The sequence below is a fragment of the Candidatus Pelagibacter sp. PS_17 genome, from assembly GCF_059417945.1.
In genome coordinates, this window is sequence record NZ_CM182073.1 from 506453 (window position 1) to 526286 (window position 19834).

The window sequence follows — 19834 nt, forward strand, 5'->3', positions numbered from 1 at the left end:
AATGTACATTTCAAAGTCATTCATTCCAATATTAAAAAATAACCCATCAGAAGCAAAAATTAAATCACATCAGTTAATGCTAAGGGTTGGTATGATTAAACAATCCTCAGCAGGTATTTATTCATGGCTACCTTTAGGTTTTAAGGTGATGAAAAAAATTGAACAAATAGTAAGAGAAGAACAAAATAAAATTGGTGCCCAAGAAATACTTATGCCAACTATACAGCCCAGTGATATTTGGAAAGAAAGTGGTCGTTATGACGATTATGGTGATGAAATGCTTCGTATTAAAGACCGTCAAGGTAGAGAAATGCTTTATGGACCAACCAATGAAGAGTTAGTTACTGATATATTTAGATCAAGTGTAAAATCTTATAAATCACTTCCTCAATTATTATATCATATACAATGGAAATTTAGAGATGAAGTTAGACCAAGATTTGGAATAATGAGAGGTAGGGAGTTTTATATGAAGGATGCATATTCGTTTGACGTTAATGACGAAGATGCAACATTCTCGTATAATAAATTCTTTTTCTCATATTTAAAAACATTTAAAAGATTAGAACTTTCAGCAATACCAATGGCAGCTGATACGGGACCAATTGGTGGAAATTTATCTCATGAATTTATTATTTTAGCAGATACAGGAGAAAGTAAAATTTTTACAGATAAAAGAGTTTTTGATTTAGGTAGTGAAGGAACTGTATTGGATAGACAATCCTTACAAGACTTAAGAAAAAAATATGAACAATATTACGCTGTAGCTGATGAAAAATTTAATAAAAATGAATTTGAAGAAAAGGTGTCAGAAGAAAATAGGTTAATTACAAAAGGTATAGAGGTAGGTCACATTTTTTATTTTGGAGATAAATATTCAAAAGCTTTAAATGCAGCTGTAGATCTCCCAGGTGGCAAAAAAGATTTTGTTAAAATGGGATCTTATGGAATTGGTGTATCAAGGCTAGTTGGAGCAATTATAGAAGCTAAATATGATCAAAAAGATGAAATAATGAAATGGCCATTTTCTGTAGCACCATACGAACTTGCAATAATACCTATGATTAACAAAAATGATACATCGGCATTAGATAAAGCGAATAAACTTTTTAAACATTTTGAAAGTAAAAATATTGATACAATTATTGATGATATGGATGAAAATCTTTCATCTAAAATTAAAAAATTTAATTTGATAGGTGTGCCTTATCAAATAATTTTAGGAAAAAATTCACAAGATAATTTACTAGAGTTTAAAGAGATTAGAAAGGATCCTAAAAGTTTAACACTAGATCAAATAACTCAAATTTTAACTGAACAAAAATTAAAAAATTGATTTCTGCATTAGAAAAAGAAATTACACTTAGATATTTAAAAACCAGAAAAAAAGACGGTTTTTTAAATATAATATCCATTTTTTCATTTATTGGAATTAGCCTTGGTGTTGCAGTACTTATTATTGTGATGTCTGTTATGAATGGCTTTAGAAGTGAGTTAATTAGTAAGATTGTAGGATTTAATGCTCATGTCACTGTTAAGCCATATGAAACTTCTATTAATTTAGAAAAACTAAATAGTGAAAATCTAAAATTAATTTCAAAAGAATTAATACTTAGTAATTCTGGTGAAGCAATTGTTATTAGTAAAAACTACACTAAAGGTTTAATTTTAAGAGGTTATAGTAGAGAAAACTTTCTAAAACTTGATGTTGTAAAAAAAGGAAACTTAATTGGTAAATCAAACCAATTAACAAAGAATTCGATATCAATAGGTAAAGAATTAAGTTTTAATTTAGATCTTAGTGTAGGAGATAAAGTATCAATAATGTCTCCAGTAGGCATTGAAACAATAATAGGAAGTCTACCCCGGCAAGAAACTTTTATTATTAGATCTATCTTTGATAGTGGTTTAGCGGATTTTGATGCAAATATTGCTTTTATAAATTTAGAAACATTGGAAAACTTTTTTAGTTTTAAAAAAGAAGACCGTAACCTAGAAATTTATTTGAACAAACCATCAAATATTGAAGAAGCAAAAAATAAAATTCAAGAAATATTCAAAAATGAATTTGTATATAGTTGGGCTGATATGAATAGCTCATTGTTTTCTGCATTAAAGGTTGAAAGAAATGTAATGTTTATAATCTTATCTTTGATTATTATAGTAGCTGCTTTTAACATTATTTCGGGTCTTACAATTTTAGTTAAAAATAAGACAAGAGATATAGCTATACTCAAGTCGATTGGTGTCATGAACAAGTCTATTGTTAAGATATTTTTCCTTGTTGGTGTTATTATTGGAACTACAGCAACACTTTTTGGAATCTTTTTAGGTGTAATATTTTCTCTATACATTGAAAACCTGAGAGAATTCTTAAGTAATACATTTAATATTAGCTTATTTCCTGAAGAGATTTATTTTTTGAGCACAATGCCCTCTGAAATAAACCCAACTTCAATTTTTATAATTTCTCTTTGTTCAATTTTTATAACTATTATCGTTTCAATTTTTCCAGCAATAAAAGCTTCAAAATTAGACCCTGTTAAAGGACTTAAGTATGAATAATTTGATATCATTAAAGAACATATCTAAATCTTTTTCTAACAATAAAAAAATAAATGTTTTAAAAAAAATTAATTATTCTTTTACAAAAGGTAAGATTTATTCTCTAGTTGGTCCATCTGGATCTGGAAAGTCTACATTATTAAATGTTTTGTCACTAATAGATAAACCTACCACTGGTTCATTGATAATTAATAAAACACCAGTAAACTTTAATGAAAATGCGAAAAATGATAAAATTAGATCAAGTAAAATTGGTATTATCTATCAACAAAATAATTTACTTCCAGATTTTACTGCATTAGAGAATGTTTATTTAGCTGGTTTAGCTTTAACAAATGATAAAAAAAATTCAATTGAAAGAGCAAAAGAAATTATAAAAACAATGGGTCTTTCATCACGTGAAGCTCATTTTCCATCTGAACTATCAGGAGGTGAAATGCAAAGAATTGCAATGGCTAGAGCACTAATTAATGAACCTGAAATTATATTAGCAGACGAGCCTACTGGCAGCTTAGATCATACTACTGCTAAAGAGGTTTTTAATATTTTATATAAATTAAAAAATAAAAATAGATTAATAATTTATGCAACTCACAATAGATTTTTTGCTAATATGGCTGATTGCAAATTAGAAATGATTGATGGTAATATAAAAGCTATCAATGCCAGAATTAAATAATCAAAATTTTAATCACTTAAAAATTCATACACAGTATTCAATTTGTGAAGGTGCTATCAAAATTGATAACTTAAAAGATTTTTGTAAAGAAAAAAAAATACCTTGCTTAGGTATTTCAGACACATCTAATTTATGTGGTGCATTAGAGTTTGCTGAAAATATTTCTAAGGTTGGTACACAGCCAATTATTGGCACTCAAATCTATTTTAAATTTGAAGATACAACAGGGCTATTACCCCTAATAGCTCTTAACGAAAATGGATATAAGAGAATTATTGAACTTTCCTCAAGGTCTTACCTTGAAAATGATGCATTATCTGACCCTCATTTAGATGTAAAAGAACTTTTAATAGACACTGAGGGCGTGTCCTTACTTTCCGGGACTATTCAAGGTTTATTTGGTAAACTATTTGAAAAAGGTCGTTTAGATGAAATATCAAAACTATATAGAAGCTTATCATCAAAATTTAATGATAATTTTTACCTAGAAATCCAAAGACATGGTGATCAAAACGAAATTGCTTTTGAAAAATTCAATTTAGAACAATCTTTAAAAATTCAAATACCAATTATAGCTACAAATGAAGTTTATTACTTAACACCTGACATGCACGAAGCTCATGATGCTTTAACGTGCATTGGTTCTAAAACTTATGTTAATGAAAAAAATAGAATTAAATATAGCAACCAGCATTATTTTAAATCTAATGAAGAAATGTCAAAGCTATTTTCAGATCTTCCTGAAGCTTTAGAAAATAACTTCAATTTACCATTTAAATGTAATTTTAGACCACAGTTTTCAAAACCTGTACTTCCAAATATTAGTTCTGAAAAAGGAGGTAGTGCTGATGAAATACTTAAAAAAGATTCGCTAGACGGATTAAAAGAAAAATTTCAGAAAGTTTTTAAAATTGAAGAAAATAATTTAAAAACAGATGATAAATTCTTGAAATACAAAGACAGACTAGATCATGAGTTAAAAATCATAATCGAAATGAAATATCCAAGTTATTTTTTGATTGTATCTGATTATATTAAATGGGCTAAAAATAACGATATTCCAGTAGGACCTGGTAGAGGTTCTGGTGCTGGCTCACTGGTTGCTTGGTGTTTATCCATTACGGATGTTGATCCGATTAAATTTAATTTAATATTTGAAAGATTTTTAAACCCTGATCGAGTATCAATGCCTGACTTTGATATAGATTTTTGTGAGGAAAAAAGAGATCTTGTTTTTAAATATTTAACTACAAAATATAAAGATAGTGTTGCTCATATAATTACATTTGGAAAATTAAAAGCAAGAATGGTTATTAGAGATGTTGGTAGAGTATTAGGTCTACCATATGGTTTTGTTGACAGTATTTCAAAAATGATCCCTTTTGATCCCTCTAGACCTCAAAGTCTAACTGAGTGTATTAATAGTGAACCACGACTTCAAAAATTAGTTAATGAAGACCCACGTGTAAAAAAATTAACTGATCTTTCTTTAAAATTAGAAGGTTTAAATAGAAATGTAGCAACTCATGCAGCAGGCGTTGTAATAGCTGATAGAAAATTAACTGAAGTTGTACCTTTATACAAAGATGCTGCAGCAGACTTGCTGTTACCATCAACACAATTTGACATGTATTCAGCAGAAAATGCTGGCTTAATCAAGTTTGATTTTTTAGGATTAAAAACTTTAACAGTTATTAATAGAACACAAAAATTGATTAATAAAAAAGTTAAAGATTTCAAAATTGAAGATATTGATTTTGATGATCAAAAAGTTTTTGAACTTTTATCTTCTGGTAACACTGTTGGATTATTTCAAGTTGAAAGTGCTGGTATGCGCGAAGCATTGTTGCAAATGAAACCTAACCATATTGAAGATATTATTGCTCTTGTTGCTCTTTATCGTCCAGGACCTATGAACAACATACCAATTTACAATGACTGTAAACACGGAAGACAAACACCTGATTACTTACATCCACTACTTGAAGATATTTTAAAACCTACTTATGGAGTTATTATTTATCAAGAACAAGTGATGCAAATAGCACAAAAACTCTCTGGTTTTACTGCTGGTGAGGCAGATATTTTAAGAAGAGCTATGGGTAAAAAAAAAAGAGCCGAATTAGAAAAGCAGAAACTGGGATTTATTGCTGGTGCTTTGAAAAATGGAATTAGCAAAGATGTTGCAGCAAGTATTTTTTTAAAAATTGAACCATTTGCCGAATATGGATTTAACAAAAGTCATGCTGCTGCTTATGCTATAATTTCCTATCAAACAGCTTTTTTAAAAACCTATTATCCTAAAGAGTTTTTTGCAGCATCTATGACAATGGATATTTCAAATCAAAATAAATTGGGTGAATTCCATGAAGAACTAAAAAGAATTAATATTAAAGTTATACGACCTGATATTAATAAGTGCTTTGCAGATTTTCAATTTGATGACAATAATTTTTATTATGCACTTGGTGGAATTAAAAGTGTTGGCTATGAAGCAATATCAAATGTTGTTAAAGAAAGAAATGAAAATGGAGATTTTAAATCTATAAATGATTTTTTAAATAGAGTTAATCCTAAAGATATAAATAAACTTCAATTAGAAGGTCTGGTTAAAGCAGGAGCTTTTGATAATATAGATAACAATCGACAAGCCTTATTTAATTCTATTCCAAATTTTATTTTAAAAACAAAAAATATTTATGAAAACAAAGCAGCAAATCAAATTGATCTTTTTGGTTCAGATGAAGAACAGGATAATGAAATAGTTCTAAATATTGATGATTGGAAGTTTGAGGATCGTTTATCAAGAGAATTTGAAGCTATTGGTTTTTTTATATCTGACCATCCTTTAAATCAATTTAAAGAAATTTTTGATGACTATAAAATTGTTGATTACGCACAATTTAATTTGGATGATACAATAAAAGAGGCAAATATTGCAGCTACACTTTTAAAAATCACTGAAAGAAAAACTGCAAAAGGTAATTCATACGGAGTTATTAAGTTCACTGATTTAACTAGCGTTTTTGAGCTGTTTATTTTTTCAGATATTTTAGAACTTAATAGAGAGGCTTTAGTGGAGGGTAGCTCCTTAATCATAACTTTGATCAAAACCATTTCTAACGATGAAAATAGATTTAAAAGAATAAATGTTCAAAAAATTGCATCTCTCAAGGATCTTTTTAATAAGCCTGTTAACGAAATTTTATTTAATATTAAATCAATTAAAGACATCGATAAAATATCTGATTTAGTGAATGAAGAGGGGACAACTGAGGTAAAAATTAATATAACTGATAAAAACAATGAAATTAGCTTTAAATTGAAAAACAAGCGTCTTATTGACAGGAAATCTATCAATATTATCAGAAATAAAGATATTTCGACAACTATTCATTAAAAAAGACTTGTTTGTTTTATAAATAATTTGTAAATAACTCTTAAATTAAATTAACACTCACACAGTTTGTGGTTTTATACCTCCGGTCCTTAAATGGAAATTACTGTGGTGGCTTAACCGGGAATAAATATGAAAATACCAAGTCTAACTATCCAACAACTATTAGAAGCAGGCGTTCATTTAGGTCATAAGACCTTAAGATGGAACCCAAAGATGAAAAAATACATTTTTGGAAAAAGAGATTCAATTCACATTATTGATTTAACTCAAACATTAGAACTAACCAATGTAGCTTTGGAAAAAGTTTACAATACGATAGCCAATAATGGCAAAATTCTTTTTGTATCTACAAAAAAACAAGCATCAGAAGCTATTGCTGAAGTTGCAAAAGAAACTGGACAATACTTTGTAAACTACAGATGGTTAGGTGGAATGCTAACCAACTGGGGAACAATCTCAGGATCAATTAAAAAGATGAAAAAATATGAGGCTGATCTTGTAGCTGAAAATAGAGGCTTTACAAAAAAAGAACTATTAAAGATGAGTGTTAAAAAAGATAAATTAGAAAGAGCATTAGGTGGAATTGCAGAAATGAAAAAGGTTCCCGATCTAGTTTTTATTATTGATACTAATTATGAATCTCTAGCTATTGCTGAAGCTTCTAAATTAGGTATTCCAATCTGTGCTATTCTTGACAGCAATTCTAATCCTGATGGTATTGATTACCCAATTCCAGGTAACGATGATGCTAGAAGAGCGATTGATTTGTATTGCAATTTAGTAAAAGAAACTATTGAAAATGCAAAAAAAGCTGCTCCATCTAAATCTGAAGAAAAACCAGATGTTGATGATACAAAAACAAAAGAAACTTCATCAAAAACTATTCAGGAGATTGATAGAGAGAAGTTAGATGCTAAATTTTCAAAAAAAGATAAGGAAAAACTAAATTAACATGAGTGATATAGAAAAAGTAAAACAATTACGTGAAGCAACTGGTGCTGGATTTAAAGATTGTAATTTAGCAATCAAAGAATCTGGAGGCGACCTAGATAAAGCTGTTGAAATTTTAAGAGTAAAAGGAATTTCTAAAGCTTCAAAAAAAATGTCAAGAGATGCTAAAGAAGGTGTTATTGCAACTTCAGGCGATGAAAATAAAATATCTATTATTGAAATTAACTGTGAAACAGATTTTGTTGCTAAAAATGATGACTTCGTATCCTTTGCAAAAGAATTAAGTGAACTGAATAATCAAAATTCATCTGACTTAGAGAAACTCAATAAATCAAAAATGGCAAATGGAGAAACAGTTGAAGATAGCCTTGTTGCATTAATTGCAAAAATGGGAGAAAAGATAACACTTGGTAAAGCTAAAACATTTAGCCAACCAGGTTCTAAAAACTTTAATTATTTGCATACTGTAGTTAAAGATAATTTGTCTAAATTATCAGTCATAACTTCACTTGAGACCTCAAACGATAGTGAAGATGTTAAAGCTTTTGGTAAACAACTTTCAATGCATATTGCAGCTTCAAATCCTTTGGCACTAAGTTCAGATTTAATTGATAAAGATCTTCTTCAAAAAGAACAGGATCTTGTTGCTGAAGAGTTAAAAAACTCAGGAAAACCAGAGGATATTGCACAAAAGATTAGTTTAGGTAAAATGAATAAATTTAAAGAAGAAAATGCCTTATTAACACAAGCCTGGGTTATGGAACCAAAAAAGAAAGTTCAAGATATCATAAAAGAACTAAACATACCCGATTTAAAGATTAACAATTTTCTAAGAATTAAAATAGGTGAATAAATGTTTAATGAAAAAACATATAGCCAGAAGATGGATAAAACCATTGAGGTTTTTCAGAAAGAGTTAACATCATTAAGAACTGGCAGAGCAAATTCCTCGATGTTAGATCTTGTTAAGGTTGATGTTTATGGACAAGCAATGCCTTTAAATCAAGTATCAAGCATAACAACTCCAGATGCTAGAACTATTAATATTCAAGTTTGGGATCTTAATAATGTGCCACTTGTTGATACTGCAATTAAAAAATCAGAATTAGGTTTAAATCCTCAAATTGATGGTCAATTAATTAGACTTCCTGTACCAGACTTAAATGAAGAACGAAGAACTGAGATTAAAAAATTAATCAAATCTATGGGTGAAAAGTGTAAAATCTCAATTAGAAATATTAGAAGAGAAGCCAATGATGATTTAAAAAACCTAGTTAAAGAAAAAATAATTAGTGAAGATGAAGAAAAGATTAATGAAAAATTAGTACAATCATTTACAGACGAACATATTAAAATCATAGATACTAAAGTTGAAGTCAAAGAAAAAGAAATAATGACCATATGAACCCAATTAAACATGTTGCCATCATCATGGATGGAAACGGTAGATGGGGCGTTAAGCATAAACAATCAAGAAATGCAGGTCATAGAGCTGGTTTAAACACAGTCGATTTAATCATTAATCATTGCATTAACCATAAAATTAAGTTTTTAACTCTTTATACCTTCTCTTCTGAAAATTGGAAAAGACCCAAAAATGAAATTGTTTTTTTATTTAAATTATTAGAAAACTTTTTACGAAAAAAGATTAGTAAAATTATTGAAAAAGATATTAAGCTTAAGTTTATTGGTGAATTAAATAAATTACCTACAAAACTTCAAAAATTAATTAAATTATCAGAAAAAAAAACTTTTAATAAAAAAACGTTACAAGTTAATATTGCTTTAAACTATGGTTCGAAAATTGAATTAATTAATACCGTAAAAAAAATTAAACGAAAAAAAATTACAATAAATGAAAAAAATATAGATAACAATTTGTATACAAAGCATCTACCGAATCCTGATATTTTAATAAGAACTGGAAATACCAATAGACTAAGCAATTTTTTACTTTGGCAACTATCTTACACAGAGATATTTTTTGAAAAAAAATTATGGCCTGATTTTAAAGGTAAAGATTTTGATAAAATTATGAATAAATTTAAAAATATTAAAAGAAATTTCGGATCAATTTAATGAATTCAAATATAAAAAAAAGAATTTTAACTTCAATACTTCTTATTGCTCTTTTAATAGGAATGTTTTTTTACTCGTATATAATGATAATTTCTTTAATTATTATAGCAATAATTTCATGGATTGAATTTTATGCATTAATATCAAAAATTTTTAAAAAAGATATTTTAAAGGATAAATTTTTTAGATTCTCTTATAAAGCTTTATCATTAATTTATTTATCAGGATTAGTTTATTTAATTTTTACTATAGAATCAGAGAATTCTAATCTTAAAATCTACCTTTTATATTCTGTTTTAATTGCAATATTGTCAGACATAGGAGGGCTTGTTTGTGGAAAAATATTTAAAGGAAAAAAACTAACTAAAATCAGCCCTAATAAAACAATTTCTGGATCAATTGGTTCTTTCATGTTCTCCATGCTGTTGATCCCCTTTTTTTATAAAGTTCAAATTGATCAATCAATAGGAAATCTTTTTTTAATAACAATCATTATTTCCCTAACATCTCAATTAGGAGATCTATTTATTTCACTTTTAAAGCGCAAAGCAAAAGTTAAAGATACGAGTGATTTGCTGCCTGGCCATGGAGGAGTTTTAGATAGAATAGATGGAATAATTTTTGCAATACCACTTGGGATTTTTTTGTTTATATTTATTTAGTATGAAAAAAATTGCAATTTTTGGATCTACAGGCTCTATTGGATCATCATTATTAAAGATTATTAAAGATGATCAAAAAAACTTTAAAATTGAATTACTCACAGTAAATAAAAATTATAAGAAATTAATAAAACAAGTTAAATTGTTTAATGTTAAAAATGTAATTGTCACCGATTATAATTCTTTTTTAATTACAACCAAACTTTTGAAAAATGCTAAAGTTAAAGTTTTTAATAACTTTGATTCATTAAACAAAATTTTTAATACAAATAATAAAATTGATTATTCAATGTGTGCAATTTCAGGATTTGACGGATTAAAACCAACTTTGGATATTATTAAATTTACCAAAACTATAGCGATAGCAAACAAAGAATCCATCATATGTGGATGGAATTTAATTAAAAAAGATTTAAAAAAATATAAAACATATTTTGTACCAGTAGATTCTGAACATTTTTCTATTTGGTCACTATTAGATAACAATAAAAAAAACAATTTTGAAAAAATTTACATAACAGCTTCTGGAGGTCCTTTTAGAAACTTATCATTAAAAAAATTTAGAAATATTTCAGTTAAAGATGCATTAAAACATCCTAATTGGTCGATGGGAAAAAAAATTACAATCGATTCTGCTACAATGATGAATAAAGTTTTTGAAATTATAGAAGCAAAAAAAATCTTTAACTTAAATTATAAACAACTTGAAATATTAATTCATCCAAAGTCATACCTGCATGCAATAGTAAAATTTAATAATGGTTTATCGAAACTTTTAGTTCATGATACCAACATGACAATTCCAATATTTAATTCTATTTATTTTAATACCGACAAAAAACTTAAATCAAAAAATATCGATATTAAAACGTTAAATAATCTAAATCTTAAAAAAATTGATAATATTAGATTCCCAGTAATTAAAATTCTTAATAATTTGAGTAATGAAGATTCTTTATTTGAGACTATAATTGTGAGTGCAAATGATAAATTAGTGAAACTTTTTTTAAATAATAAGATTAAATTTAATGATATATCTAATACATTGATAAAAATTTGTAATACTCCTGAATTCAATAAATTTAAGTCAATGAAGCCCAGAAATATTGATGAAATTCAAAATTTAAATGATTATGTAAGTTTAAAAATTAGCTCTATGAGTGTATAAACTCGCTATGTTTAGATTTTTTATTCAATTAATATTATTCTCTATTTTTTTGACATTTTCGTCAAACTCAAAAAATTATGAAAAAATCATTATTAATGGTAATGAGAGAATATCTAATGAAACAATATTAGTTTTTTCAGAAATTCTAGATAACATACCTTTAGACGAAAATTCCATAAATGAAATTTTAAAAAAATTATATAAATCTGGTTTTTTTAAAGATGTTACAGTTAAAATTGAAAATAATAATCTAACTATAGATGTATTGGAAAATCCAATAATTCAAACAGTTTTAATAGAGGGAATTAATAGAAAAAAAACAAAAGAATCTTTATATGAAATTTTATCTTTAAAAAATAGATCCTCTTATAACTCAACTTTAATTAAAAAGGATGAATCAGCTATATTAAGTTTTCTTAAAGATGATGGTTATTACTTTTCTAAAGTCACATCTTCCTATCAAGATTTAGGCGATAATAAAATTGATCTCCTTTACCAAATTGAACTTGGTGAAAAATCAAAAATCTCAAAAATTTCATTTATTGGGGATAAAAAATTTAAAGACAGCACATTAAAAAATATAATTATTAGTGAGGAATATAAATTTTGGAAGTTTCTTTCTGGTAAAAAATATTTGAATGAAAATTTAATTAATTATGATAAAAGATTGTTGAATAATTTTTATAAGAATAAAGGTTTTTTTAACGTTGTAATTGAGTCGTCATTTGCTAACTATCTTGGTAATGATGAGTTTGAAATAATCTACAATATTTCATCTGGTAATAAATTTTATTTTAATGAATTTAATCTTAATCTTCCATTAGATTATGATCGTGCTAATTTTCAGCAATTAGATAATATCTTTAAAAATCTTAAAGGAGAAAATTATTCTCTCAACTCCATTGATAAAATTTTAAATGAAATTGATAAAATTGTTTTGAATGAACAATTTGAGTTTCTAAAATCTACTGTTAACGAGAGTATAGAAGACAATTTAATTAATCTTACATTCGATATAGATGAGTCAGAAAAATTCTATGTCGAAAAAATTAACATATTAGGTAATAATATTACCCGTGAAGAAGTAATTCGAAATAATCTTCTGGTTGATGAAGGAGATGCTTTTAATGAGTTACTTCAAACCAGAACATTAAATAACTTAAGAGGACTTAATTTTTTTAGTAAAGTTGAGTCTGAAATTTTAGATATCGATAATGAAAATAAAAAAATAATTAATATTACAGTTGAAGAAAAACCTACAGGGGAAATTATGGCTGGAGCTGGTGTTGGTACTGGTGGTGGAACTTTTGCTTTTGGCGTATCAGAAAATAATTTTCTTGGTAGAGGTATAGAGTTTGCATCTGATATTTCAGTCAGCACTGAAAGTCTTAAAGGAATTATTTCAATGAATAATCCTAACTATAAGGGCTCTAACAGATCATTAAACACCTCATTGGAAAGTACGATCACAGATAGACTTAAAAATTTTGGTTATAAGTCAAATAAAACTGGTTTTTCTGTTGGAAGTGGTTTCGAGTTTTATGATGACCTTTATTGGAATACAGGTGTTTCTTCGTATGTTGAAAAACTAGAAACCGATAGCACAGCCTCTGCTAGTATGAAAAAACAAGAAGGGTCATATTTTGATACTTTTTTTAATCAAACTTTTAGTTATGATAAGAGAGACCAAAGATACAAAACCTCTGATGGTTATATTAGTAGGTTCACGCAAAATATTCCTTTAATAAGTGAAAGTTATACCCTGACCAACACTTATGATTATAAAATCTATAAAGAATGGATAGATGAAAATGTTTTTTCGATTGGTTTTTTTGGTAAAACTGCAAATTCTTTAGCGGGTAAAGATATTAAACTTTCTGATAGATTGTTTTTACCGTCAAGCAAACTAAGAGGGTTTGAGTCTGGAAAAGTTGGTCCAAAAGATGGGGCTGATTTTATTGGTGGTAATTATGCAACCTCAATAAATATAGCAACAAGTCTATCTCAAATATTACCAAATTCACAAAATACTAATTTTTCTGTTTTTTTTGATGCAGGAAATGTCTGGGGTATAGATTATAGTTCATCATTAAGTGATGAAAGTAAAATTAGATCATCAATAGGAATAGCTTTAGATTTCTTCTCACCAATTGGTCCTCTAAGCTTTTCTTTATCTGAACCTATTACTAAAGGTAAAAATGATATAACTGAATCTTTCAGGTTTAATTTAGGTACCACTTTTTAATGAAAAAACTACTCTCATTATTTTTAGTTTTTTTTTTGTTTTTTACAAATATAGTTTTTTCTGAACAAAAAATAGCATTCATAGATATGGATAAAGTTATTTCAACATCTAAAGCAGGCTCTTCAATTTTAAAACAATTAACAGATCTTAATAAAAAAAATTTGAAATTTTTAAATGAGGAAGAAAAAAAACTCAAAGAAAAAGAAACAAAGTTGATTTCTCAAAAAAATATTATATCTGAAAATGATTTTAAAAATAAGGTTAATGAACTGAAATCTGAGATTAATAACTACAATCAAAATAGAAATAAGATGTTATCTGATTTTAATAAATTAAAAATAGATAATACCAATAATCTTTTAAAATTGATTAATCCGATTTTAGTTAAATTTTCAAATGACAAAGAAATAGCTATTATTTTACAAAAAAAGGATTTAGTTGTTGCTAAAACACAACTAGACATTACAGACGAAGTTATTAAAATTGTTAATTCAGAAGTTAAAGAATTTAAGATTAACAAATAAATAGAGATGCTAGATAAAAAACAAATTGCTAATTTGCTACCTCATAGGGAGCCAATGTTACTAATTGATGAGTTGCACGATATTGAAAAACTATCTTCTGCCACAGCTATTGTTTATGTTAAAAAAGATAGCTTTTTCGTTCAAGGTCATTTCCCTGATAATCCTGTTATGCCAGGCGTTTTAATTGTAGAAGCATTCGGTCAGGCTGCTGCAGCATTAACGGCTCATGGTTTAGATAAAGAAACATATGATAATAAGCTAGTTTTTTTAATGGGTATAGAAAAAGCAAGATTTAGAAATCCTGTAATACCTGATTGTAAACTAGAATTAAAAATTCAAGCAATCAGAACTCATGGTAGGGTTTGGAAATATAAAGGTGATGCCTTTGTTGATGGAAAAAAAATGGCTGATGCTCAATGGTCAGCTACTATCGTTGATAAGAAATAATCAGCAACAAATCTTGATAACACAGCTTAATTAGCTTTGGTAAAAAGGATTTGTGATTAATCCTTTTTTTAAAAATAATGGTCCCCTTAATATATCTGATATTTTACAATTAATAAATCTTGATGACCTTAATATTGATAATGATCAAGAAATTAATGATATTAAAGATCTACTTACATCAAAAAAAAATGACATTACTTTTTTTCATTCTAAAAAATATAAAAATTTTGCAAAAAATACCAAAGCCTCTTTTTGTTTAACAACTGAGATTTTAAAAGACGAATTACCAAAGAGCTGCACACCATTAATTGTTGAGAATGTTTTGGTTTCAACTTCTAAAGTTACATCAAAGTTTTATCCTTCTTCAATTAATGATAACTTTGATTATACAGCAAGAGATATAGCTGAAACAAAATTTAAAGATAAAGTAAAATGTGGAAAAAATGTTTTAATTGGTGACAATGTTACCCTTGGATCTAATTGTTTAATTGGACATAATACTATTATTGAACAAAATGTTTCAATTGGTGATAATTGCTCAATAGGATCAAATGTTATTATAAGAAACACATTAATTGATAATAACGTTACAGTTTTAGATAATTGCGTTATTGGTAAGCATGGGTTTGGTTTTTTTCCTGTTAGTAAAAAAAATTTAAGATATCCCCATATTGGAATTGTAATAATTGGTGAAAATTCTGAAATCGGTTGTGGTTGCACTATTGATAGAGGCTCTATGTCTAACACTGTTATTGGAAAAAATTCATTTTTAGATAATCAAATTCACATTGCTCATAATGTTAAAATTGGAGACAATTCAATTATAGCAGGTCAAGTAGGAATTGCTGGTAGCTCTATTATTGGCAATAACGTTCGAATTGGTGGACAAGCTGGGATTTCTGGTCATTTAACTATTGGCAATAATGTTGAAATAGCAGGTGGCAGTGGAGTGATAAAAGATATTAAAGATAATTCAAAAGTAATGGGATATCCTGCAAAAAATATTAGAGATTTTTTAAAAGATAATAAATGATACATAAAACAGCAATTATTGATCCAAAAGCGAAAATTAGTACTAATGTTAGTATTGGTGCTTACACTTTAATAGGTCCCAATGTTGAAATAGGAGAAAATTCAATAATACAATCACATGTAAGTATTGTTGGACATACCAAAATTGGAATTAATAATAAGATCTATTCATTTGCATCAATTGGAAATGATCCTCAAGATTTAAAATTTGCAGGTGAAGAAACGAAGCTTGAAATTGGTGACAACAATAAAATTAGGGAATATGTAACCATTAACCCTGGAACTGCAGGCGGTGGTGGAATAACTAAAGTAGGAAATAACTGTTTATTTATGGTTTCTTCACATATAGCACATGATTGTTTAGTCGAAGATAACGTTATTTTAGCTAACAACGTTCCTTTAGGAGGACATGCTCATATAGAAAGTAATGTCATAATAGGAGGTAATTCAGCTGTACAGCAGTTTACTAGAGTTGGAAGGTCAGCAATGATAGGTGGAATGTGTGGTGTTGTAAGAGATGTCATACCGTACGGAATAGCTCATGGTAATCGAAGTGTATTACAAGGATTAAATTTAATAGGTTTAAGAAGAAAAAATATTCCAAATAAACAAATTTTAAATTTAAGTGATGCCTATAAAGAAATTTTTAAGGATGAGAATTTAACTCAAAATTTGATCAAACTAGATCAAGATTTTAAAAAGAATGAGCTTGTATTAGAGGTAGTGAATTTTTTAGAGAAAGATAAAAAAAGACCTATTTGTACACCATTTTCAAAATAAAATGATTGGACTATTTTTAGGAGATACAGATTTTTCAGAAGCTGTTCTTAAAAATATAAAAAAATTAAATAAAAGATATTTTATTATTGATTTTTCAAAAAATAATAAATTTAAAAACGATATAAACTCTAATCGAATAAGCATTGGTAAGTTTGGTAAAATAATAAATTTAATTAAAGAAAAAAAATCAAAAAAAGTTTTATTTGCAGGTAAAATTGCAAAACCAAAATTTTCAACATTAAGATTGGACCTTAAAGGTATTTACTATATGCCTAATATCTTAAAAGCAGCAAAGTTAGGTGATGCAGCAATTATTAAAGCTATAATAAAAATTTTAGATAATGAAAAAATAAAAGTTATTAGTTCTGTCTTTTTTAATCCTGAATTAACGGTTAAAAGAGGAAATTATACTAAATGGAAAGCTAATAGGAAGGACATCAACTCTATTAAAATGGGAATTACTTACTTTAATAAACTAAAAAGTCTAGACCATGTTCAAGCAATCATTGTTAAAAATAATACTATTCTAGCTATTGAAGACCAGCAGGGAACAAAGAAAATGTTATCAAAATTAAAGAAAAAATCTGAAGGAATATTGATTAAGCTACCTAAAAAAAAACAGGATTTAAGAATGGATTTACCAACTATTGGCCTTCAAACTCTGAAAGATTGTAAAAAATATGGCCTAAAAGGAATAGTATTAAGATCTAAAAAAAATATATTTTTAGATAAGGCCAAATGTATAGCATTTGCTAATAAAAATAAGATCTTTGTTAAGATTATATGAAAAAAATTTTTATTTTAACGGGTGAACCCTCTGGTGATAAATTAGCCTCAACAGTTATTTCTAAACTCAAAAAAAATAATCCAAATATTGAATATTTGTCAGTAGGAGGAACGCATATTAAAAAATTAGGAATTAAATCTATATTTGATCTGAAAGAGATTACATATCTTGGTTTTACTAGTGTGCTGTTTAATATCTTTAAAATTAAAAAAAAAATTAACAAAACTGTTGAGGAGATTATAAAATTTAATCCTGATATCTTATTTAGTGTTGATAGTCCTGATTTCACATTAAGAGTTGCTGAAAAAGTAAAAAATATCAATAACAACATAAAGACAATCCATTATGTTGCTCCACAGGTATGGGTTTGGAGAAAAAATAGAGTTAAAAAAATTAAAAAGTTTATTGATCATATACTTTTATTATTTAACTTCGAAAAAAAATATTTTGATGAAGAAAATATTAAAAACACTTTTGTTGGGCATCCCTTAATTGAAAAAAAAGATAATGTAGTTACATCATTAAATAATTTAATTTCTAAAGATAAAAAAATTATATCTTTATTTCCAGGCAGTAGAAAATCGGAAACGAGTGTTCTTTTGCCAATTCTATTAAATTTTATTAAATTGATGAACAAACAAAACCTTGATCATTTATTCGTTTTTCATGCAACAGACGAAAATAAAGAATTTATAGTCAATAAAGTAAAAAAAACTAATTTAGATAATATAGATATAATTTCAGATGAAGATATTAAAGATCAGGTTTTATCTAATTCAATCTTTGCTGTCTCTAAATCAGGTACAATTTCACTTCAAATTTCTAGTGCTAATATTCCTTCAATAATCATTTATAAATTAGGTTTTATAAATTTTATGATATTTAAATTGTTAGTTAATGTTAGATTTGCAAACATCATTAATATTATTAATGACAAGGAGGTAATACCTGAATTATTACAAAAAGAATGTAATGCTGAAGAGATATATAAAACTGTTACATATTTTGTTAAAAACCCAGAGTTAATTGAAAAACAATTAGTTGATTGTAAAAAAACTTTAGAGGGAATTAAGTCAAAATCTTCTTCATCAAGTGAAGCAGCTTTAATCTTAACTAATTATCTTGTTTCCTAATCTTCGTTCCACTTCTTCTTTCCCCAAAGAAATAATTATATCATACAAGCCAGGACCAAATTTTGATCCCGTTAAAGCAATTCTTAAGGGCTGACCCACACCTTTAAAATTAGTTTCATATCTTTTTATTAAATCGTTAATTATGGGTTCAAGTGTTTCTTTATTTAATGTATTTATTGAAATTAATTTTTCCTTAAACTCTTTTATGATACTTTTTGCTTTATCATCAATTAATTCTAAATCTTTATCTTCAAATTTCACATCATCAAAAATTATATATCTAGCATTATTAAATATATCTTCTAATGTTTTTGCTTTATTTTTAAGAAAGATTAATGAAGGTTTAATTTTTTTTTCTTTTTCAGGTTTAATTTTATCCTTATAAATTTCACAATATTTTACAAGATGATCGTAAAGTTCATTTTCATTAATAGTTTTAATATAATGTTCATTCATTGATAATATTCTGCTCATATCTAGTTTTGATGGAGACTTACCAATTCCTTCTAAATTAAAGAGTTCAATGCTTTCTTTTAGTGTAAATATTTCTTTATCCTGATAAGACCAGCCTAATCTTAATAAGTAATTTCTTAAAGCATCGGGCATTATTCCTATTTTAGAGTAATCGTCCAATGTTGATGCATTATCTCTTTTTGATAGTTTTTTTCCTTCAATAGTATGGATTAATGGAATATGTGCAAAATTAGGAAGATCCCAACTCATTGCTAAATATATTTGTATTTGTTTGAATGTATTAATTTTATGATCATCACCTCTAATTATATGTGTCATTTTCATTTGATGATCATCCACAGTAGCTGAAAGGTTGTATGTCGGCGTTCCATCATTTCTTAATATTATAAAATCCTCTAATGTAGTATTCTCTATTTCAACATCTCCTTGCACCAAATCTTTTAGTACTGAAGTTCCTTCAATTTTACTTTTAAATCTAATTACTGGTTTGATAATTGTAGGTGCATTAGTCTCTTGAAGATCTCTACATTTTCTATTGTAAACATAAGGAAGTTTTTTTTGTCTTGCTCTTTTTTTTTGCTCTTCTATTTCATCACTTGAACAATAACATTTATAAGCATGTCCATTTTTAAGCAGTTCATTAGCTACATTTACATGATCATTAATTTTAGTTGATTGAATGTATTCATCACCATCATGATCAATGCCAATCCATTTTAAAGACTTGATAATTTGAATTTTGTGTTCATCTTTAGATCTTTCCTTGTCTGTATCTTCAATTCTTAAATGAAAGGTCCCGTTTTTATTTTTAGAATATAGCCAATTGAATAAGGCAGTTCTTACACCACCAATATGAAGAGCTCCAGTAGGAGAGGGAGCAAATCTTGTTGCTACTTTTGACATCAATG

At 27.0% G+C, this 19834-nt stretch carries 18 protein-coding genes; 17 read left to right on the forward strand and 1 reads right to left on the reverse strand.

What is annotated here, in order from left to right:
- Position 1 precedes the first annotated feature (1 nt).
- The 17 genes from proS to lpxB all read left to right on the forward strand — a co-directional run bounded on the left by proS (position 2) and on the right by lpxB (position 18452).
- The gene (gene proS, locus AC5SML_RS02760) at positions 2-1336 is read left to right on the forward strand and encodes a proline--tRNA ligase (protein ID WP_494617535.1); all 1335 of its coding nucleotides are present in this window, start codon (positions 2-4) and stop codon (positions 1334-1336) included.
- The gene (locus AC5SML_RS02765) at positions 1333-2565 is read left to right on the forward strand and encodes an FtsX-like permease family protein (protein WP_494617537.1); all 1233 of its coding nucleotides are present in this window, start codon (positions 1333-1335) and stop codon (positions 2563-2565) included. Before proS ends, AC5SML_RS02765 begins: the two co-directional genes overlap by 4 nt.
- Complete coding sequence (locus tag AC5SML_RS02770) at positions 2558-3244, forward strand: ABC transporter ATP-binding protein (protein WP_494617539.1); 687 nt, start codon at positions 2558-2560, stop codon at positions 3242-3244. Before AC5SML_RS02765 ends, AC5SML_RS02770 begins: the two co-directional genes overlap by 8 nt.
- A complete protein-coding gene (gene dnaE / locus AC5SML_RS02775) occupies positions 3228-6644 on the forward strand; it encodes a DNA polymerase III subunit alpha (protein WP_494617541.1) in 3417 nt (1138 codons plus the stop codon). The genes AC5SML_RS02770 and dnaE overlap by 17 nt, the downstream gene beginning before the upstream one ends.
- Positions 6645-6773: 129 nt before the next feature.
- Positions 6774-7595 carry a 30S ribosomal protein S2 gene (gene rpsB / locus AC5SML_RS02780; RefSeq protein ID WP_006997014.1) on the forward strand — a complete coding sequence of 274 codons (822 nt, stop codon included), beginning with the start codon at positions 6774-6776 and terminating at the stop codon, positions 7593-7595.
- Between the two features lies 1 nt (position 7596).
- Positions 7597-8448, forward strand: coding sequence for a translation elongation factor Ts (gene tsf / locus AC5SML_RS02785; RefSeq protein WP_006997013.1), 852 nt, complete (start codon positions 7597-7599; stop codon positions 8446-8448).
- A complete protein-coding gene (gene frr, locus AC5SML_RS02790) occupies positions 8449-9000 on the forward strand; it encodes a ribosome recycling factor (protein WP_494617543.1) in 552 nt (183 codons plus the stop codon). It begins immediately after the preceding gene.
- Positions 8997-9674, forward strand: coding sequence for a polyprenyl diphosphate synthase (uppS, locus tag AC5SML_RS02795; RefSeq protein ID WP_494617545.1), 678 nt, complete (start codon positions 8997-8999; stop codon positions 9672-9674). The genes frr and uppS overlap by 4 nt, the downstream gene beginning before the upstream one ends.
- Positions 9674-10336 (forward strand): phosphatidate cytidylyltransferase, encoded by a 663-nt coding sequence (locus tag AC5SML_RS02800; RefSeq protein ID WP_494617547.1) that lies wholly within the window; start codon positions 9674-9676, stop codon positions 10334-10336. Before uppS ends, AC5SML_RS02800 begins: the two co-directional genes overlap by 1 nt.
- A gap of 1 nt (position 10337) precedes the next feature.
- Positions 10338-11504 carry a 1-deoxy-D-xylulose-5-phosphate reductoisomerase gene (locus AC5SML_RS02805; protein ID WP_011282031.1) on the forward strand — a complete coding sequence of 389 codons (1167 nt, stop codon included), beginning with the start codon at positions 10338-10340 and terminating at the stop codon, positions 11502-11504.
- Positions 11505-11511: 7 nt separating this feature from the next.
- Entirely contained in the window at positions 11512-13749 is a 2238-nt protein-coding gene (gene bamA / locus AC5SML_RS02810; protein ID WP_494617549.1) for an outer membrane protein assembly factor BamA, read from the forward strand.
- On the forward strand, positions 13749-14273 hold the full coding sequence (locus tag AC5SML_RS02815; RefSeq protein WP_494617550.1) for an OmpH family outer membrane protein: 525 nt from the start codon (positions 13749-13751) through the stop codon (positions 14271-14273). Before bamA ends, AC5SML_RS02815 begins: the two co-directional genes overlap by 1 nt.
- Before the next feature lie 6 nt (positions 14274-14279).
- Complete coding sequence (gene fabZ, locus AC5SML_RS02820) at positions 14280-14720, forward strand: 3-hydroxyacyl-ACP dehydratase FabZ (protein WP_018414078.1); 441 nt, start codon at positions 14280-14282, stop codon at positions 14718-14720.
- 52 nt (positions 14721-14772) lie between these two features.
- Entirely contained in the window at positions 14773-15753 is a 981-nt protein-coding gene (gene lpxD, locus AC5SML_RS02825) for a UDP-3-O-(3-hydroxymyristoyl)glucosamine N-acyltransferase (RefSeq protein ID WP_494617551.1), read from the forward strand.
- Positions 15750-16532, forward strand: coding sequence for an acyl-ACP--UDP-N-acetylglucosamine O-acyltransferase (lpxA, locus tag AC5SML_RS02830; RefSeq protein WP_271616120.1), 783 nt, complete (start codon positions 15750-15752; stop codon positions 16530-16532). The genes lpxD and lpxA overlap by 4 nt, the downstream gene beginning before the upstream one ends.
- 1 nt (position 16533) lies before the next feature.
- Positions 16534-17319, forward strand: a complete 786-nt coding sequence (gene lpxI, locus AC5SML_RS02835; RefSeq protein ID WP_494599052.1) for a UDP-2,3-diacylglucosamine diphosphatase LpxI domain-containing protein — start codon at positions 16534-16536, stop codon at positions 17317-17319.
- Entirely contained in the window at positions 17316-18452 is a 1137-nt protein-coding gene (gene lpxB / locus AC5SML_RS02840) for a lipid-A-disaccharide synthase (RefSeq protein ID WP_494617553.1), read from the forward strand. Before lpxI ends, lpxB begins: the two co-directional genes overlap by 4 nt.
- Here lpxB and gltX read toward each other — a convergent pair.
- Positions 18429-19829 (reverse strand): glutamate--tRNA ligase, encoded by a 1401-nt coding sequence (gltX, locus tag AC5SML_RS02845; protein ID WP_494617555.1) that lies wholly within the window; start codon positions 19827-19829, stop codon positions 18429-18431. The two genes, lpxB and gltX, sit on opposite strands and share 24 nt — an antisense overlap.
- Positions 19830-19834: the final 5 nt, after the last annotated feature.